At 62.2% G+C, this 15269-nt stretch carries 12 protein-coding genes; 1 reads left to right on the top strand and 11 read right to left on the bottom strand.

The annotated features are described in order from the left end of the window. Positions 1–50 precede the first annotated feature (50 nt). Positions 51–1055, top strand: coding sequence for a LacI family DNA-binding transcriptional regulator (locus tag TU82_RS03100; RefSeq protein ID WP_057721646.1), 1005 nt, complete (start codon positions 51–53; stop codon positions 1053–1055). Here TU82_RS03100 and TU82_RS03095 read toward each other — a convergent pair. From TU82_RS03095 to TU82_RS03045, 11 genes are all read right to left on the bottom strand, one after another. Then, the gene (locus TU82_RS03095; RefSeq protein ID WP_057721645.1) at positions 1052–1777 is read right to left on the bottom strand and encodes an SDR family oxidoreductase; all 726 of its coding nucleotides are present in this window, start codon (positions 1775–1777) and stop codon (positions 1052–1054) included. The genes TU82_RS03100 and TU82_RS03095 overlap by 4 nt on opposite strands. A gap of 137 nt (positions 1778–1914) precedes the next feature. Beyond that, positions 1915–3447 carry an FGGY-family carbohydrate kinase gene (locus TU82_RS03090; protein WP_057721644.1) on the bottom strand — a complete coding sequence of 511 codons (1533 nt, stop codon included), beginning with the start codon at positions 3445–3447 and terminating at the stop codon, positions 1915–1917. A gap of 2 nt (positions 3448–3449) precedes the next feature. Beyond that, positions 3450–4529, bottom strand: coding sequence for an alcohol dehydrogenase catalytic domain-containing protein (locus TU82_RS03085; RefSeq protein ID WP_057721643.1), 1080 nt, complete (start codon positions 4527–4529; stop codon positions 3450–3452). A 27-nt stretch (positions 4530–4556) separates the two neighbouring features. Next, entirely contained in the window at positions 4557–5549 is a 993-nt protein-coding gene (locus TU82_RS03080) for an ABC transporter permease (protein ID WP_057721906.1), read from the bottom strand. Further along, on the bottom strand, positions 5515–7023 hold the full coding sequence (locus tag TU82_RS03075; protein ID WP_057721642.1) for a sugar ABC transporter ATP-binding protein: 1509 nt from the start codon (positions 7021–7023) through the stop codon (positions 5515–5517). Before TU82_RS03075 ends, TU82_RS03080 begins: the two co-directional genes overlap by 35 nt. A 63-nt stretch (positions 7024–7086) precedes the next feature. Beyond that, positions 7087–8010 carry a substrate-binding domain-containing protein gene (locus tag TU82_RS03070; protein WP_057721641.1) on the bottom strand — a complete coding sequence of 308 codons (924 nt, stop codon included), beginning with the start codon at positions 8008–8010 and terminating at the stop codon, positions 7087–7089. A 567-nt stretch (positions 8011–8577) separates the two neighbouring features. After that, positions 8578–10014 carry a hypothetical protein gene (locus TU82_RS03065; protein WP_057721640.1) on the bottom strand — a complete coding sequence of 479 codons (1437 nt, stop codon included), beginning with the start codon at positions 10012–10014 and terminating at the stop codon, positions 8578–8580. Positions 10015–10237: 223 nt separating this feature from the next. Continuing rightward, positions 10238–10618, bottom strand: a complete 381-nt coding sequence (locus TU82_RS03060; RefSeq protein WP_057721639.1) for a hypothetical protein — start codon at positions 10616–10618, stop codon at positions 10238–10240. Positions 10619–10620: 2 nt separating this feature from the next. After that, complete coding sequence (locus TU82_RS03055; protein WP_057721638.1) at positions 10621–11613, bottom strand: hypothetical protein; 993 nt, start codon at positions 11611–11613, stop codon at positions 10621–10623. A gap of 139 nt (positions 11614–11752) precedes the next feature. Further along, positions 11753–12817 carry a lipocalin-like domain-containing protein gene (locus TU82_RS03050; protein WP_057721637.1) on the bottom strand — a complete coding sequence of 355 codons (1065 nt, stop codon included), beginning with the start codon at positions 12815–12817 and terminating at the stop codon, positions 11753–11755. Next, a complete protein-coding gene (locus TU82_RS03045; RefSeq protein WP_057721636.1) occupies positions 12807–15269 on the bottom strand; it encodes an ABC transporter permease in 2463 nt (820 codons plus the stop codon). Before TU82_RS03045 ends, TU82_RS03050 begins: the two co-directional genes overlap by 11 nt.

Here is a 15269-nt window from a genome sequence, read left to right as displayed (position 1 = left end):
GGGCGTACGCGCATGCTAGCCTGCGGGTATGTCCTCTTGCAGCCTTACCGATGAACAAGAAAAAGTCCGTCACCATCAGCGACATCGCCAAGCGGGTGGGCATGACCACCATCACCGTGTCCCGGGCGTTGAGCAAACCTGACCTGGTCAAACCCGCCACCCTGGCGCGCATTCTGGACGTGGCGCGCGAACTCGACTACGTGCCCAATGCCTTCGCGCGCGGGCTCAAGCGCAGTGAAAGCCTGATCATCGGCGTGATTACCGCATCGGTGGACAACCCGTTCTACAGCGAGATGATCAAGGCGATCTCCCGCGAAGCGAAAAAGCACGGCTACACCATCATGCTGGTGGACACCGATGAGCTCGAAGAACTGGAAAGCAAGGCGGTCGATACCCTGCTGGGTTATCGCGTGGCGGGGATCATCCTGTCGCCGGTCTCCGATGAGCCGAGCTACCAGCCCGACTATCTCGAGCGCCTGGGCAACGGCAAGACGCCGGTGGTGCTGCTTGACCGCACGCTCCACGACAGCCCGTTCAGCCGCGTGGTGCTGGACAACTACCACAGCGGCATCCAGGCCGCGCACTACCTGTTGCGCCAGACCCCGAACCTTGAGCGCCTGCTGGTGCTGACCGGCCCCGAGCACTCGCGCATCACCGTCGAACGCCTCAAGGGCCTGCGCGAAGTGCTGGCCGACCATCCCCAGGTGCAGGTTCAGGTGCAGGCCGGGGACTACACCTTGATGCCGTCCTACCTGCACACCCTCGACTACCTCGCCGCGCACTCGGCGCCGGACGCGATCATGGGCTTCAATCAGTTGATCACCCTTGGCGCCCTGCGCGCGTTGCGCATGCACAACATCGCCCACGACAGCCTGACCATCTGCGGCATCGACCGCCTGCCCTTCGCCGATATTTTCGGCGTGCCCATCGCCTGCGTGGCCCACGACGCCTCTCTGGCCGGCAGCAGTGCGGTGCGCCTGCTGCTCGATCGCCTGCAAGACCCGCACAAGCCGCGGGACAAGGTGGTCATCGCCGGGCAACTGGAGAACGGCTAGCGGCTGGTATAACCGCCATCGATGGGCAGGCTCACGCCGCTGATCATGCTGGCGGCATCGCTGAGCAGGAACAGCACCGGCAACGCGACTTCCACGGTGTGGGCAAAACGGCCCAGGGGAATGGCGGCCAGCGCCGGGTCGCGTTTGGCCGGATCGGACCAGGCCATGGTCGCCATCGGCGTGAGCGTGACGGTGGGGTTGACGCTGTTGACGCGAATGCCGAAGCGCCCCCATTCAGCGCATTGCACGCGGGTGATCGCATCAAGCGCGGCCTTGGAGGCGCAATAGCTCAGATGATCATCCAGCGCCACCAGCGAGGCCTGGCTGGAGACGTTGACGATGCTGCCGGGGATATGCGCCTGGATCATTTTTGCCGCAACACGGCTGGCCACTTGCGCAGCGGCGCGGGCGTTGACGCTCATCACCTGGTCGAAGGCCTCGGCGCTGATGGCGGCGGCGGGTTCCAGGCGCGATATACCGGCGCAGTTGACCAGGCCGTGCAGCGCTGGCAGCTCATTCAAGGCTTTGTCGAGGGCGGCGCTGTCGGCGATATCCAGGCTCAGGGTGTGACAGCCCAGTTCGGCCAGGGCCTGGGCGTCGCGGCCAAGAGCGAACACCTCGGCGCCACTGGCGATCAGCTGCAGGGCGATTTCGCGGCCAATCCCGCTGCTGGCGCCGGTGACGAGGATGCGTTGGTGAGTGAAGTCAAAAGTAGCCGGCATGAATAAAATTCCCGAAACGATGGAGATCCATTGTGGGAGGGGGCTTGCTCCCGATGAGGGAGTATCAGCAAATGCCTCTGTGACTGACCCACCGCCATCGGGGGCAAGCCCCCTCCCACATTTTTGACCCTATTGGGTCAGCTGGCCTGCAGGGTGTGCATGATCGGTTTCAGCGCGGGATACAGCTTCAGGTATTGGGCAAACGCGTGATCGTAGACCGCAACATTCTCCCGCTTGGGCTGCGCCCGCAATGCCAACTGCACCCAGCCCTTGTCCATCGCCGCATCACTGACCACCCCCACCGTATGCGCCGCCAGCAACGCCGCACCGAGCGCCGCTTCGACTTCCTGGACGATGGTGTACACCGGGTAGCGCGTCACATCCGCGATGATCTGCATCCACACATCCGAATGGCTCGCACCGCCTACCACAATCAAGTGCGGATCAAGGGAATGGGCGCCCCGTGTGCCGGCTTCGATATTGTGGCGCAGGGCAAAACTCACCCCTTCGAGCACCGCGCGGTACAGATGGATACGCGTGTGATACAGGTTCAGCCCGACAAAACTGCCACTGGCGCGGTCGTCCCAGACCGGGCTGCGCTCGCCCATCAGGTACGGCAGGAACAACAGGCCCTCGCTGCCCGCCGGAATATTCATCGCGCTGCGCTCCAGCAACGCCAGGCTGTCCTGGCCGCTGGCCTGGGCCTGTTGTTCCTCGGCCTGGCAGAACTGTTCGCGGAACCAGCTGACCGATGCCCCGGCGGTGATCGCGCCGCCGAAGATATACAGGTCGCGATGGCCGTTATAGACATGAGGCATGCTCACCAACCCGTGCTGCGCATCCACCCGCTGGTTGAGGTAGCCCCAGCACATGCTGGTACCGATCATCGCCACATGGTTGCCCGGTTGAGTGACGCCTGCTGCCAGGGTCGCCATGGCCGCATCCACGCCACCGGCCAGAATCGGCGTACCCGCCTGCAAGCCCAGGCGGGCGGCCCAGTCCTCCAGCAAACCGCCTACCACCTCACCGGAATACAGCAACCGCTGCGGCATCATCGACGGCGGGATGCCCAGTACCTCGAGCATCTCGCCCGACCAGCCGCGCGCGGCCACATCGTAGACACCGCCGATATTGCCGGCGCTGCTATGGTCCACCGCCAGCTCGCCGGTCAGGCACCAGTTGATATAGCTGTTGGGCGGCAACAGGTAACGCGTGTCGGCCCACACCTGCGGCCGATGCTGCTTGAGCCAGAGCATCTTGGTGAAGCCGTAGTAGCTGTCCAGCGAGTTGCCGGTGACGGCGAACAGCCGGTCCAGGTCCACATGCTCACGTACCCACTGCACCTGTTCGCCGGCGCGCCGGTCCATCCAGATAAGGCACGGGTGCAGCGGGGTGATCTGCGCATCCACCGCGATCCCCGAGCCGCCGTACAGGCTGCTGATACACAGCGCCTTGACCTGCTGCGCCGCGACGCCGGCCTTGAGCATGCACTGCGCCACACAGGCCTCGACCGCATCCAGCCAGACCTGCGGCCATTGCTCGGCCCAGCGCACTTTCGGCGTGTCCACGCGATACGCCTGGCTGTGCTGGGCGATGATCGTGCCGTGGGCATCCACCAGCAGCGCCTTGGTGCTCTGGGTTCCTATGTCTACACCCATTACGTAGTTCATGGTCAGAGCACCGGCTTCAACAGCACCTTGATAGACTTGGTCGAGTTGGCCAGCTCGAATGCCTCGGCGTAGTCATCCAGCGGGAAGTCATGAGTGACGATGCCTTTGGAAGTGACCAGGCCGCGTTCGAACAGGTCGATGGCAATCGGGTAGCAATACGGGCCGAGGTGGGCGCCGCGTACGTCCAGCTCCTTGCGGTCGCCGATGATCGACCAGTCCACACTGGTCTCGGCGCCGAACACGCTGAACTCGACGAAGCGCCCGAGCTTGCGGATCAGGTCCAGGCCCTGGGTGACGCCGGCCGGCACGCCGGTGGTCTCGATGTACACGTCGCAGCCGTAATTGTCAGTCAGACCGTTGATGATTGCGCGGGCGTCGTCGCGGGACGGGTTGATCACCACGTCGGCACCAAATTTTTTCGCCAGTTCCAGACGCTCGTCGACCATGTCGATCACCACTAGTTTCTTCGGCGTCTTCAGCGCCGCCACCTGCACCATGCACAGGCCCAGGGTGCCGGCGCCGGCAATCACCACCACGTCATCGAGCTGGAGATCGCCTCGGTTGACCGTATGGATCGAGCAGGCCATGGGCTCCACCAGCGCCGAGTCTTCCAGGGACACCGACTCGGGGATCTTGTGCACGATGGCGGTCTTGGGAATGCGCATGTACTGGGCCATGCCGCCCTCGGCGACTTCCCGCTGGAAGCCGAAGATATTGTGCACTTCGCACATCCAGTACTTGCCCGACTTGCAGAATCGGCATTTGGCGCAGGGCACGATCTGCTCGGCGATCACCTTGTCGCCCACCGCCACGTCGAAATGTTCCTCGGCGCCCTCGCCCGCCTCCACCACATAGCCGAAAAACTCGTGGCCCGGTACCACCGGCGCCTTGACCCAAGGATTGTCGCCGCCCCAGAACATCGCCGCACCGGAATGGCACTTGCAGTCGCTGGCGCAGATGCCGCAGGCGGCAATGCGGATTACCAGCTCATTGACGCGTGCCCGGGGTTTGCCGATGCGCTCCAGGCGGTAGTCTTTCGGGCCGTGGCAGACGACGGCTTGCATATCAGTGTGCTTGTCCATGGGGTTCGGTCCTGTGTGAATAAGGGGTTAGCGATGGCGCTGACGGCTGATAAAGATCGCCAGCAAAATGATTGCGCCCTTGATCACGCTCTGCACGTAAGGCGATACGCCGAGCATGTTCAAGCCGTTGTTCAATACGCCGAGCAGCATCGCGCCCAGCAACGTGCCGACGATCACGCCGCGCCCGCCGGCAATCGACGCACCGCCCAGTACCACGGCGGCAATCGCATCCAGTTCGAACGACACGCCGGCATTCGGCTGGCCGCTCATCAAGCGCGAGGTCAGCACCAGCCCGGCAATCGCTGCGGTGAGGCCGCTGATGCCGTACACCAGCAGCTTGAAGCGCGCCGCCCGTACCCCGGACAAACGCACCGCCTCTTCATTGCCGCCGATGGCGTAGATGTAGCGACCGATGCGCGTGTGCTGCAGCAGCACATAAGCCACCAGATAAGTGAGCAGCATGATCAGAATCGGCACCTGAATGCCGAATACGCTGGCGCGGCCGAAGACCGCGAACCACTCCGGCAGCCCGGAAATCGGATAGCCATCGGTGTACATCAGCCCCAGGCCCCGGGCGATACCCATGGTCGCCAGGGTCACGATGATCGGTGGCATGTGCAGGTAGGCCACGAACAGGCCGTTGCCGATGCCGAACGCCACACCCACCAGCATCCCGGCGCCGATGGCCAGGCCCGGCGGCAGCCCCGCGACCATCAAGCCGGCCGTCAGCGTGCCGGACAGCGCCATCACCGGCCCCACCGACAGATCGATGCCACCCGTGAGAATCACGCAGGTCATGCCCACCGCGATAATCGCGTTGATCGACACCTGGCGGGCGATGTTCGACAGGTTGCTGGCGGTGAGAAAGGTGTCGCTGGCAAGGATCATCACCAGGGTCACCACCACCAGCCCGACAAAGGGATAAAACGCCGGCGAGCGCAGCAACCGCGCCAGGTTCAGGCGCAACCGGCCGGCACCTGCGGTGTTAATGGACGTATTCACTTGAGCCCCCTGTTGCATGGCGCATGACCTCTTGAGGATTGACGGCGGACGCTTCCAGCACCTTGACGATCGCGCCTTTGTGGAACACCGCGACGCGGTCGCACATGCCGATGACTTCCGGCAGTTCGGAGGAAATCATGATGATTGCGTAGCCCTGTTCGGTGAGGCTGCGCATCAGCGCGTAGATCTGCGCCTTGGCGCCCACATCGATGCCCCGGGTGGGTTCGTCGAACACCAGCACGTCGCAGTGGTGGTTGATCCAGCGGGCGATCACGACCTTTTGCTGGTTGCCGCCGCTGAGGTTGAATACGCGGCTTTCCGCGCTGGGCGCCTTGATCGACAGCTGGCGCATCAGGGCCTCGACGCTGGCGCATTCGCTGGCCTTGTCGATCAGGCCAGCGGCGTTCTGGTACTTGGGCAGGTTGTTCAGCGAGATGTTTTCGCGAATGCTGAAGTCGGTGATCAGCCCTTCGCTCTTGCGGCTTTCCGGGAGCAGGCCGATGCCGTGCGCCAAGGCTTGGGCCGGGTCGTCAAGGGCGATTTTTTCGCCGCGCAGCCACACGTCTTTGCTCACCGACGGCAGCGCGCCCAGCATGCCCAGGGCCAGTTCGGTGCGACCGGAGCCGACCAATCCGGCAAAGCCGAGGATCTCGCCCTTGTGCAATTGGAAGCTGTTATGGGGGCCGTTGCGCACCAGCTGGATATCCTTGACCTCCAGCAACAGCGGGCCGCGCTCGGTGGTCGGCTTGGGCGGAAAACTGCATGCCAGGCGGCGGCCGACCATCATCTCGACCAGACGGTCGATATCGCTGTCGGCCACGGCGGTGACGCCCACATTACCGCCGTCGCGCAACACGCTGATGCGGTCGCACACCTGGAAAATCTCCTCCAGATGGTGCGAGATAAAAATCACCGCCACGCCCTGGCGCTTGAGTTCGCGCATGATCTCGAACAGCAGCTCGGCCTCGCTGGGCGTCAGCGTTGCGGTGGGTTCGTCGAGCACCAGCAAACGCGCCTCCAGGGCCAGGGCCTTGGCGATTTCGACGAACTGCTGCTCGGCCACGCTCAGGTGCTTGACCGCGCATTGCAGGTTGATGCTGACGCCCAGGCGCTTGAACAAGGCCTGGGATGCCTCGACCATTTCACGTTTGCGCAACAGGCCGAAGCGGTTGCTCAGCTCATGGCCGAGGAAGATATTTTCCACCGCCGTGAGGTAAGGAATCAGGCTGAATTCCTGGAACACGATGCCGATGCCGGCGGCAATCGCATCACGGTAGGTCGCAAATTGCCGGGGCTGGCCGTCGATGAGGATCTGCCCTTCATCCTGATGCTCGACGCCGCCGAGGATCTTCATCAGGGTGGATTTGCCCGCGCCATTTTCCCCGAGCAACGCGTGGATTTCGCCGCGTTCCACTTGCAGGTTGATGGACTTGAGGGCCTGCACCCCCGGGTAACGCTTACAGATATTTTCCAGCTTCAGAAGACTGCTCATGCCGCCGACCTCGCACTCAGAAGGAAGACCTGCGCCCCACGGCGCGCGTGGGGCGCATTGGGTTTACCAGCTGAAGTCCTTGGCCTTGGCCTGGTCGATCAGGGTGATGTCCACCGGGATCGTGGCGGGCACTTGGGAGCCCCACTTTTTGGCCAGGGCAATGCCCAGGGCCAGGCGAATCTGGTCACGGGGGTATTGGGCCGAGGTGGCGATGAACTTGCTGCCGGGTTTCTGGATCGCCTTGATCGCCTCCGGCGCACCGTCGACGCTGACCAGCTTCACATCCATGCCGCTGGCTTCGATGGCCGACAGCGCGCCGAGGGAGCCGTTGTCGTTCACACTGAAAATGCCCTTGAGGGTGGGCTGGGCCTGCAACATGTTTTCGGTGACGGTCAGCGCCTGGTCACGTTCCTGCTTGCCGTTCTGGATGCTGACAATCTTGATGTCCGGGTGCTTGGCCACCGCCTCCTTGCAACCGCGCACACGTTCGAGGATCGGCACCACGGCGATGCCGTCGAGGATGGCGATATTGCCCTTGTCGCCGATGTGTTTGGCCAGGTACTCACAGGCCTGGAAACCGGCATCGAAGTTTTTCGAGCCGACGAAAGAGTCCAGCGGGCCATCCGCCTGGGCGTCCACCGCCACCACGACCACACCGGCAGCATGGGCGGACTTGACCGCCGATTGCACACCGACCGAGTCGGTCGGGTTGATCAGCAGGATATCGATGCCTTTTTGCAGCATGTCTTCGACGTCACTGACCTGCTTGGACACATCATGACGGGCGTCGGTGATGATCAGCTTCGCCCCGATGCTCGCGCCGGCTTCTTCCAGGGAGTTTTTCATGGTGACGAAATAGGGGTTGTTGATTTCCTGGAACGAGGCGCCGATGCGGATCGGCTTGGCGGCTTCGGCAAACACAGGGGAAACGCTGCCCAGAGTGATGCTGGCAGCCAATAAACACAGGGTTTTCGGGAGCATTTTCATGGCGTGGGTCTCTGTTTTGTTTTTATTTTTAGAGCAAATGTTATCGTTAACATTTTGTCAGAAGCTAACAAGGAAATGAGAGGTGTGCAAGCCTCCACTGGTCGGTCGCAATCGAAATGTGGGAGGGGGCCTGCCCTAATGCCTGTCAGTTAAGCGAACGAAACATAGATATCTACACAACTCTGTAGCGCTCAACCGTCACCACGATGCGAAGCGAGTCGCTCTTGATCTTGATCTGGCTCTTGATCTTAGGCGCCCCGTTAAACCACGCTGGCCGAGCCCAAGCGAGGTGCCGAGTGGTGGGGCAAGAGCGTTTTGCTTACTTTTGACTGGGCCGGCATTCCGGCTTTTCAAAAGTGAGCCGCTGTAAAAGCGGAACCCTAAGTAGCCGTTACCGCAGAAACGGATATGTACTCGATCTGATCCAACATCCTGGTCGGTCCTGAGGCCGCCATCGGGGGCAAGCCCCCTCCCACATTTTGATATGTGCAGCCAGCAAATACGCGAGTACGCAACAAAAAAAGGGGCAGCCCCTGGAGGCTGCCCCTTCTGTTTTACCTCACTGTGTCAGTGGATGATGTCCTGGGTGCAGATATGCCCCAGGCTGACGTATTGCACGTTGTCACCACCGACGCCCACGCCGGGGAACTCGGCCAACTCGATGCGCCAGCCGCCCTCGTTGTAGGTGGTTCTCCATGTGTACGGCACACCGGTGCTGCTGTCGTTGATCACCGTGGTGTAATCACCGAAGCAAGTACCGATATTGGCCGTGGCCTCGGAAACACCCGCGCTGTTGGTGGTCGCTTTGTAGTCGACCCAGCGGTAGTTCAAGTCGACGAAGTGGTTGTCCACGCGCAACACAGGAGTCACGCCCAGCAGCGGCGCGCCGGTGGAGTCCGACCACTGGGTCGACCAATTCAACAGCCGCGCGGTTTGCGTGGCCAACCACACTTCGGTCACCCGCACGATATTGTCGCCTTTCACACTGCTGGTGTTCAGGCGCGGCGTGGAGCCCAGGCTCAACTGGTAATACTTGCCCGGGTCCTGCGCCACCGCCGGGTTGGCGCGCACGCGCACTTTCACGGTGGTGCCCGGCGTCACGCTCGGATAGGTCGAGGTGGAGCCGGCCGGCACGGTGACCCAATTGGCGCCATCGAAGCGGTCGAAGATCCACTGGTTACGGCTGCCGCTCTCGTCGCCCGCCAGGTACATGCTCACGCTCTGGCCACGTACCGCCTTGAAGTCGAAGTAATCGACATCGCCGGCATTGTCGAGGTTACCGCTGACCTTGTTCATCGAGTCGGGCAACGCGAATGCGGTTTGCGCGCTGTCGTTGGGCTCGAATGCGTCGATGTTGCTGTCCACCGCCACGCCGAAACTGAACTGCGCGTTATCGGCAACCTTGGCCACCATGTACCAGTAGTAGTCACCGGCCGGCAGTACACCGTTGAGGTATTCATCGGCATTGCCTGCGGCATCCGACGTACCCACCACACTCAGGTTGCCCTGGCCGTCATCCTGGAACAGGGTCAGCGACATGTCCGCGCCTGCACTCTGGTTGACCAGTTGCACCTGCACCCGCGCGTTCTGCGCCAGGTTGAAGTGGTAGGCAAATTCGTTACCTGCCTGCACCGCATCGACGGTGTAGAGCGTGTTGATATCCAGGGTCGGGAACAACGGTTCAAACGCTGCAACCGCCGCACTTTTCAGTTCGCTTTGCGCCGGTTTCTTCAGCTCACCGACCACGATGTCGAACGGCGCAGTCTTTAGAGCTTTGGTCACCGCTTTGGATTGGCCGGATTTGGCCACCGACAGTTTTTGCTTGAGCTCAGCCGACACCTTCGGCGCGTCCAGCTTGCCACCGGACTTGAGCGCCTTGTTCACGGCCTGCCTGACCGCGTCGGCACTGAGTTTCTGAGGCGCTTGATCAGCCAGGGCGAAGGCCGAGACAAAGCAGGAGGCCATCATGGCCGCGCCTAGCATAAGGGCTTTTTTCGATTTCATTTTTTATCCATCCATAGTTAAAAAATAGAAGTTCAGGTGATCGGCGACATCCGGTCACCTGGGATGGACTGTAGGATAATACTGGATAAATGAACAGTGTTTTTTGAAAAAAATATCGACCACGCACCCTGGCTCAGGAAAAAACGAGCCTCTCTAGAGCCAGGTAGCCCAATAGCCACAACCGAAAGCCCAGATTATGCGCACATCACCTCGCCGCCACTCCTCATGGAATTGGTATATCGCACCACCTGCGCCAAACCTCCCATACAACCATTTCGATGGCACACACATCCGCCAGGCGATACGGCCACAAAGCCCAGCGTTTAAGCGTCAAGGGGACGGATGCCAGCTCAGCCTCGGTCACAAGGCCTGCCTTCAGATATGCTTTCGGTCCTGACAGGATATCGATCATCAGGCTCATGCGATGATATCTGTCGATCGGATCATATCCTTCCCTGAAACGCTTATGTCTAAGAACCTTCTCGTTCTCACTGAAGTAACTTTCCAGTTCATCGAGCCTTGCGTATTCAGCAAACACTATCAGTCCGAAGACGACAATCAACCAAGCGAACGTCACAATGCTATATACAAGAAAAAGGGACATCGTTATGTTCCCTCGGGTTGGAATATCAGATCGCCGTCGACTTCCAATACTCTTCCCCCCAAAAACCCACCAAACTCACCAGAAAAAGAGCCTCCCGCCGCCCCGCCAACAGCGCCTCCGATAATTCCACAAACCAGTTCACCGTTGCCTTTCAGTGAAACATCCAGTGCAATCCGGCATGCACTGCGAGCAATATTTGCGGCACGCTTGCCCAGAACAGCAGCACCGAATGCTCCACCCACAAACCTCCCCGTCTCCACATACTTCGCTCGCCGACACTGCGCCTCCCTTCCCACTACACACGCCTCCCTGACTTCCAACCCCGCCACGCCCACATCCAACGCCAACCCAAGATAGGTTCCTTGCTTCAACCACTTCGACATCTGCGTAATCGTCCGCACCCGCTGCGCGTACCCCGCAATCTCGCCTTGATGCAGATAGCTTTGGGTCGAGATCCCAAGCGCTCCCTTCAGCGGTTGATTGCCACGCAACCCCGAGCCAAATCGCGCCGCCCCTTGCAGTTGCGAATCCAAAACGCCAAACATCCGTTGGCGCTGGCGTATAAACGTCTCTCTGTCCAACCCGCCGTCCTTCAATTGCCGATGCAGTTGTTCGATTTCCTCCAAAGTATTCGCAACTTCCTTCAGGTGCCGGCTCCAAGCCGACGTCGCACTGCCGATGCCTATCGAGCCATACCCCAGAATGCTCTGCGCCAGGTCGTAATTTGTATTTCCTGCTCTACCGATCGGCCTATCCTGATCCAACTGGCGGCCGATCTCTTCAGCGTGGCGCATCAACCAGGCTTCTTCGATTGTGCAATGGGTACTGGACGTTTCTGGAACGATCACCAACTCACCCGGCCTCACCATCCCTTGGCTCAGGTGTTGATTCAGCACATCAAAATGATCGGGGCCCTGCAACAAGCCTGCGTGCCACAGTTTTGATTTCAAAAATGCGTAGGGTATAGCCTGTTGATTGATGTAGCCGTACGCCATGTCCTGAGTTCCGATACCGAGCGAGATGGCATCGAAATATAAGCAGGCGCCTACAGCCTGGACACAAGCAGGAAGGGGTCAAAAAATACGTTTGGGAAGTTGCCTACATAGCAAAAGTTAAGCGCCTACGGAAAGCGCCCTAATAGCCGGTCATCTCCAGATACCCCACCCCACCGTCGAACTTCACCGGCCCTTCCCAGTAGGGGATGCCCAGGTTCATCCACGCTTTCGAATTGACGGCCTCGGTGGTGATGTCCAAGTGCTTGCCGGGGATTTTCAGCGACCAGCGTGTGGGAATGCTGCGCCCGTCAATCTCGGTGGTAGTCAGCGGCGTCAGTTGTATATCCGCGTTGTGCAGGGTCTCGGTGCGTCCCTGAGCGTCGATCCAGGTGCCGGTGAGATAGCCGCCGCCGTCCTTTTGCCGCACGCGAAACAGCATCAGTTGTTCGCCCCGGTCCAGGTGCAGGGAGAACCAGTCCCAACCGGTCTGGTTGGCGGCCAGGGGCTGGCTGCTCCATTCGCGGTCGAGCCAGGCGTTGCCGCTGACCTGGTAGGTCTGGCCGTCGAGCGTGACGCTGCCGTTGGCGCTGAAAAACGGCTGGCTGTAGTAATAGGACGCCTGGCCCTGGTCGGATTTGCGGCTGTAGCCGTTGTCGCCCTGCAGCACCAGCGGGCGGCTGGAGGTCAGTTGCAGGTCATAGGCGAACTGCTTGCCACTGGCCTTGAGTTGCATATCGGCCAGGGCGCTGGCAGCGCCGGGGCGGCTGGCGAAGTTCCAGTCATCGATCCAGGCGTTGAACGGCTGCGCCTGCGCTCCGGCCTGGCCGACACCGCCGCGGGCGAAGCGTTCGGCGGCGTAGTGGCGGGTGGCGGAGGTGACGGCGGCATGGCCGAGCCAGATCGTGGAGTCGCGCCAGCCCGGTTGCGGTGGCCCGGCTTTGACGGCATTGCGAAACAGTGTCCATTGCACGCCGAAGGCATTGCCCTGGGCATCCTTGAGGTTGGCGGTGACGTACCACCATTCAATGCGAAAGCCTGGATGCGGGCCGTGGTCCTCGGGGAAGGTAAAGACTTTTCCGGGCACCACCTGGACGAAGTCGGCGGCCTCGCTGCCCAGGCCGGCGAAGCTTTCTTCGGGCGCGGGCGCCTTGTCGCACGCGCTCAGCAGCAGCAACACCACCCACGCCAACGCTTTAATCTTCATGGGCAAAGGTCCTCAACAAATCCGCCGGGCGGCTGCGATACAGCTGCCACAGCGGCCAGGCCGACGCCAGCAGCGTGGCAAGCATCGCCAGCCCCATCAACTGCGCCAACTGCCACGGGAACACTTGCAACGGCAGGCGCCAGCCGAAGGCTTGCACGTTGATCACCGCATCCAGGCACCACGCCAGCAGCAGCCCCAAGGGCAACGCCAGCACCAGGGTGAGTACCGCCAGCAGCCAGGTCTGGCCGAGGTTGAGCAGCATCAGTTGGCGGCGCGTCACCCCCAGTGCCCACAGCGGCGCCAGTTGGCCGAGGCGACTCTGGCTCTGGGTCAGCAGGCTGATGAACAGCGCCACACCCGCCACGCCAAGGGTCAGGCTGTTCAGCGCGGCGGTGGCGGCGAAGGTGCGTTCGAACACCTGGCTGGACCAGCCCTTGAGTTGCTGTTGATCGACGATGCGGCTGTCCTCCAGGGCGAATTCACGCTGTACGTCACGCACCAGCGGCGGCACGTCCTGGGGCGCCACGCGCAGGTTGAAACGCACCGGTGACAGCGTCGGCCAGTGCGCCAGCAAGTGCTTGGCATTGACCAGAAGGTGGCCCTTGGGGTTGCCGTAATCGGCATAGATACCGACGATTTTCGGTGACCAGGGGCCCTGGGGCGTGGGGACTGGAACGGTGTCGCCCAAGCGCACGTTCAAGCGCCGCGCCAATTGCTCGCTGAGCATCACGCTGTCGTCCTGCAGCAAGCGGTCCCAGGGTGTGCTTGCCGCCTCCAGCAACGGCCAGTGCTGGCGATAGGTGGGGTCGTCGACCACGCCGAACACCTCCGCCGGCCAGCCTTGCAACTGCACCGCGACTTGCCAACTGGGCAGCACTGCCTGCACCCGCGGTTGTTGCGCCAGCCAGGTTTGCAAGTGCTGCGCCTGGGCCGGGTTTAGCGGGTTGAGGTACAGCTCGGCGGTGAGACGCTGTTCCAGCCAGTTATTGAACGTGCTGCGAAATCCCGACGTCATCGAGCCCGCGCCGATATTCGCCGCCAGGGCCAACAGCAGCGCCATCAGGGCCAGGCTCAAGGCCGGCAATTGCTGGCGGCAATCAGCGAGGAACCATTGGCCCAGCACCGAACGACTGCGCCCCAGCACGCCCTTCAACAATCCATTGAGCAGCACCGGCAAGCCCAGCGCGGCGCCCAGCAGCAAGGCCGCCATCAGCACGAACCCGGCAGCCAGGCTGTTGCCCCAGACCAGCGCCAGCAGCGCGACTAGCAGCGCCGCGCCCGCCACCCAGCCCTGGCGTCGCAACCAGCGCCCGTGAGCCTCATGCCAGGCCTGGGCGTTGGCCAGCGCCAGCAGCGGCAGGCGTGCCGCGCGCCACAGGCTGCTGGCCCCGGCGAGCAACGCACCCAGCAGGCTCAAGCCCAGGCCCGCCAGCCACCACCAGGGGCTCAAGCTCAGTTGGCCGGCGACTTCGGCACCGTAGAGGCCGCGCAAACTGGCCGCCACATCCGGCAGCAACAGGCTGGCGAGCAGATAACCGCTGGCGACACCGAGCACGCCGCCGAGCAAGGCCAGGAACCCCAGCTCCACGCCCAGGCTAAGGATCAGCAGGCGTGCGCTGACCCCGCAGGCGCGCAAGGTGCGCAGCAGGCCGCGGCGTTGCTCCAGGGCCAGGCCGATGGCCGCGTGCACGATAAACAGCCCCACCACAAAGGACAAAAAACCCAGCGCGTCGAGGTTCAGGTGGAAGCTTTCGGTGAGTCGCGAAAGGTTGTTGTCATCGCCCTGCTTGAGTTGCAGCCCGGCAGGCGGCACGGGATGACGGGCGGCGAAGGTGTTGTCCACCAAAAGGCGCGACAGCCGCCCGTGCATGTCGAGCAGCGGTTGGGCGAAACCGATATCGGTGAGCAGCATGCCGGGGGCCATGTCCGGCTGCACCTGCAACGGCGGCAGGCGTTGCCCGTTGGCCGTCAGCGGTTGCTCGCCCTCATGCAGGCCGAGCGCCTGCAAGGTTTGCGCGGCAATCCAGGTGCGCCCCGGCGCCTCGAAAAACGCCAGTATCTGCGCCTGGCTCAAGCGTTGCCCCGCCACGCTGCCGCTGCCGGGCAACGACACCGGCTCGATACCCATCAATTGCAGACGTTGCTCTTCATGGCCCTTAAGCACCACCCGCCCCTGCACCACCGGTGACACCGGCCAGCCGGCGCGGCGCAGTTCGGCGAACACCGCTTGGGCGAACCCGGCACCGTCCGGCGCACTCAGGCTGGCTTGCGGTTCGCCGCCGATCAATTGGCTGGCGCGCGCGTAGCCGTCCCGCGCCTGGCTGTTGAGGGCCTGCACCCCGGTCAATAACGCAGTGGCCAGCCACAGGCCGGTCAGCACGCTGAAAAACTGCACCGGATGGCGCCGCCAGTGGCTCAGCAGCGCACGCAGCGTCCAGTAGAACACCGCCAT

Source organism: Pseudomonas orientalis (genome assembly GCF_001439815.1).
GTDB lineage: Bacteria > Pseudomonadota > Gammaproteobacteria > Pseudomonadales > Pseudomonadaceae > Aquipseudomonas > Aquipseudomonas orientalis.
The sequence above is the reverse complement of the archived record's forward strand: the minus strand, read 5'-3'. Positions and strand labels throughout refer to the sequence as shown.

Excerpts from the sequence above, each read along its gene's own strand:
- TU82_RS03100 (WP_057721646.1), top strand. The coding sequence starts at position 51 with ATGAACAAGAAAAAGTCCGTCACCATCAGCGACATCGCCAAGCGGGTG.
- TU82_RS03095 (WP_057721645.1), bottom strand. The coding sequence starts at position 1,777 with ATGCCGGCTACTTTTGACTTCACTCACCAACGCATCCTCGTCACCGGC.
- TU82_RS03090 (WP_057721644.1), bottom strand. The coding sequence starts at position 3,447 with ATGAACTACGTAATGGGTGTAGACATAGGAACCCAGAGCACCAAGGCG.
- TU82_RS03085 (WP_057721643.1), bottom strand. The coding sequence starts at position 4,529 with ATGGACAAGCACACTGATATGCAAGCCGTCGTCTGCCACGGCCCGAAA.
- TU82_RS03080 (WP_057721906.1), bottom strand. The coding sequence starts at position 5,549 with ATGCAACAGGGGGCTCAAGTGAATACGTCCATTAACACCGCAGGTGCC.
- TU82_RS03075 (WP_057721642.1), bottom strand. The coding sequence starts at position 7,023 with ATGAGCAGTCTTCTGAAGCTGGAAAATATCTGTAAGCGTTACCCGGGG.
- TU82_RS03070 (WP_057721641.1), bottom strand. The coding sequence starts at position 8,010 with ATGAAAATGCTCCCGAAAACCCTGTGTTTATTGGCTGCCAGCATCACT.
- TU82_RS03065 (WP_057721640.1), bottom strand. The coding sequence starts at position 10,014 with ATGAAATCGAAAAAAGCCCTTATGCTAGGCGCGGCCATGATGGCCTCC.
- TU82_RS03060 (WP_057721639.1), bottom strand. The coding sequence starts at position 10,618 with ATGTCCCTTTTTCTTGTATATAGCATTGTGACGTTCGCTTGGTTGATT.
- TU82_RS03055 (WP_057721638.1), bottom strand. The coding sequence starts at position 11,613 with ATGGCGTACGGCTACATCAATCAACAGGCTATACCCTACGCATTTTTG.
- TU82_RS03050 (WP_057721637.1), bottom strand. The coding sequence starts at position 12,817 with ATGAAGATTAAAGCGTTGGCGTGGGTGGTGTTGCTGCTGCTGAGCGCG.
- TU82_RS03045 (WP_057721636.1), bottom strand. The coding sequence starts at position 15,269 with ATGGCGGTGTTCTACTGGACGCTGCGTGCGCTGCTGAGCCACTGGCGG.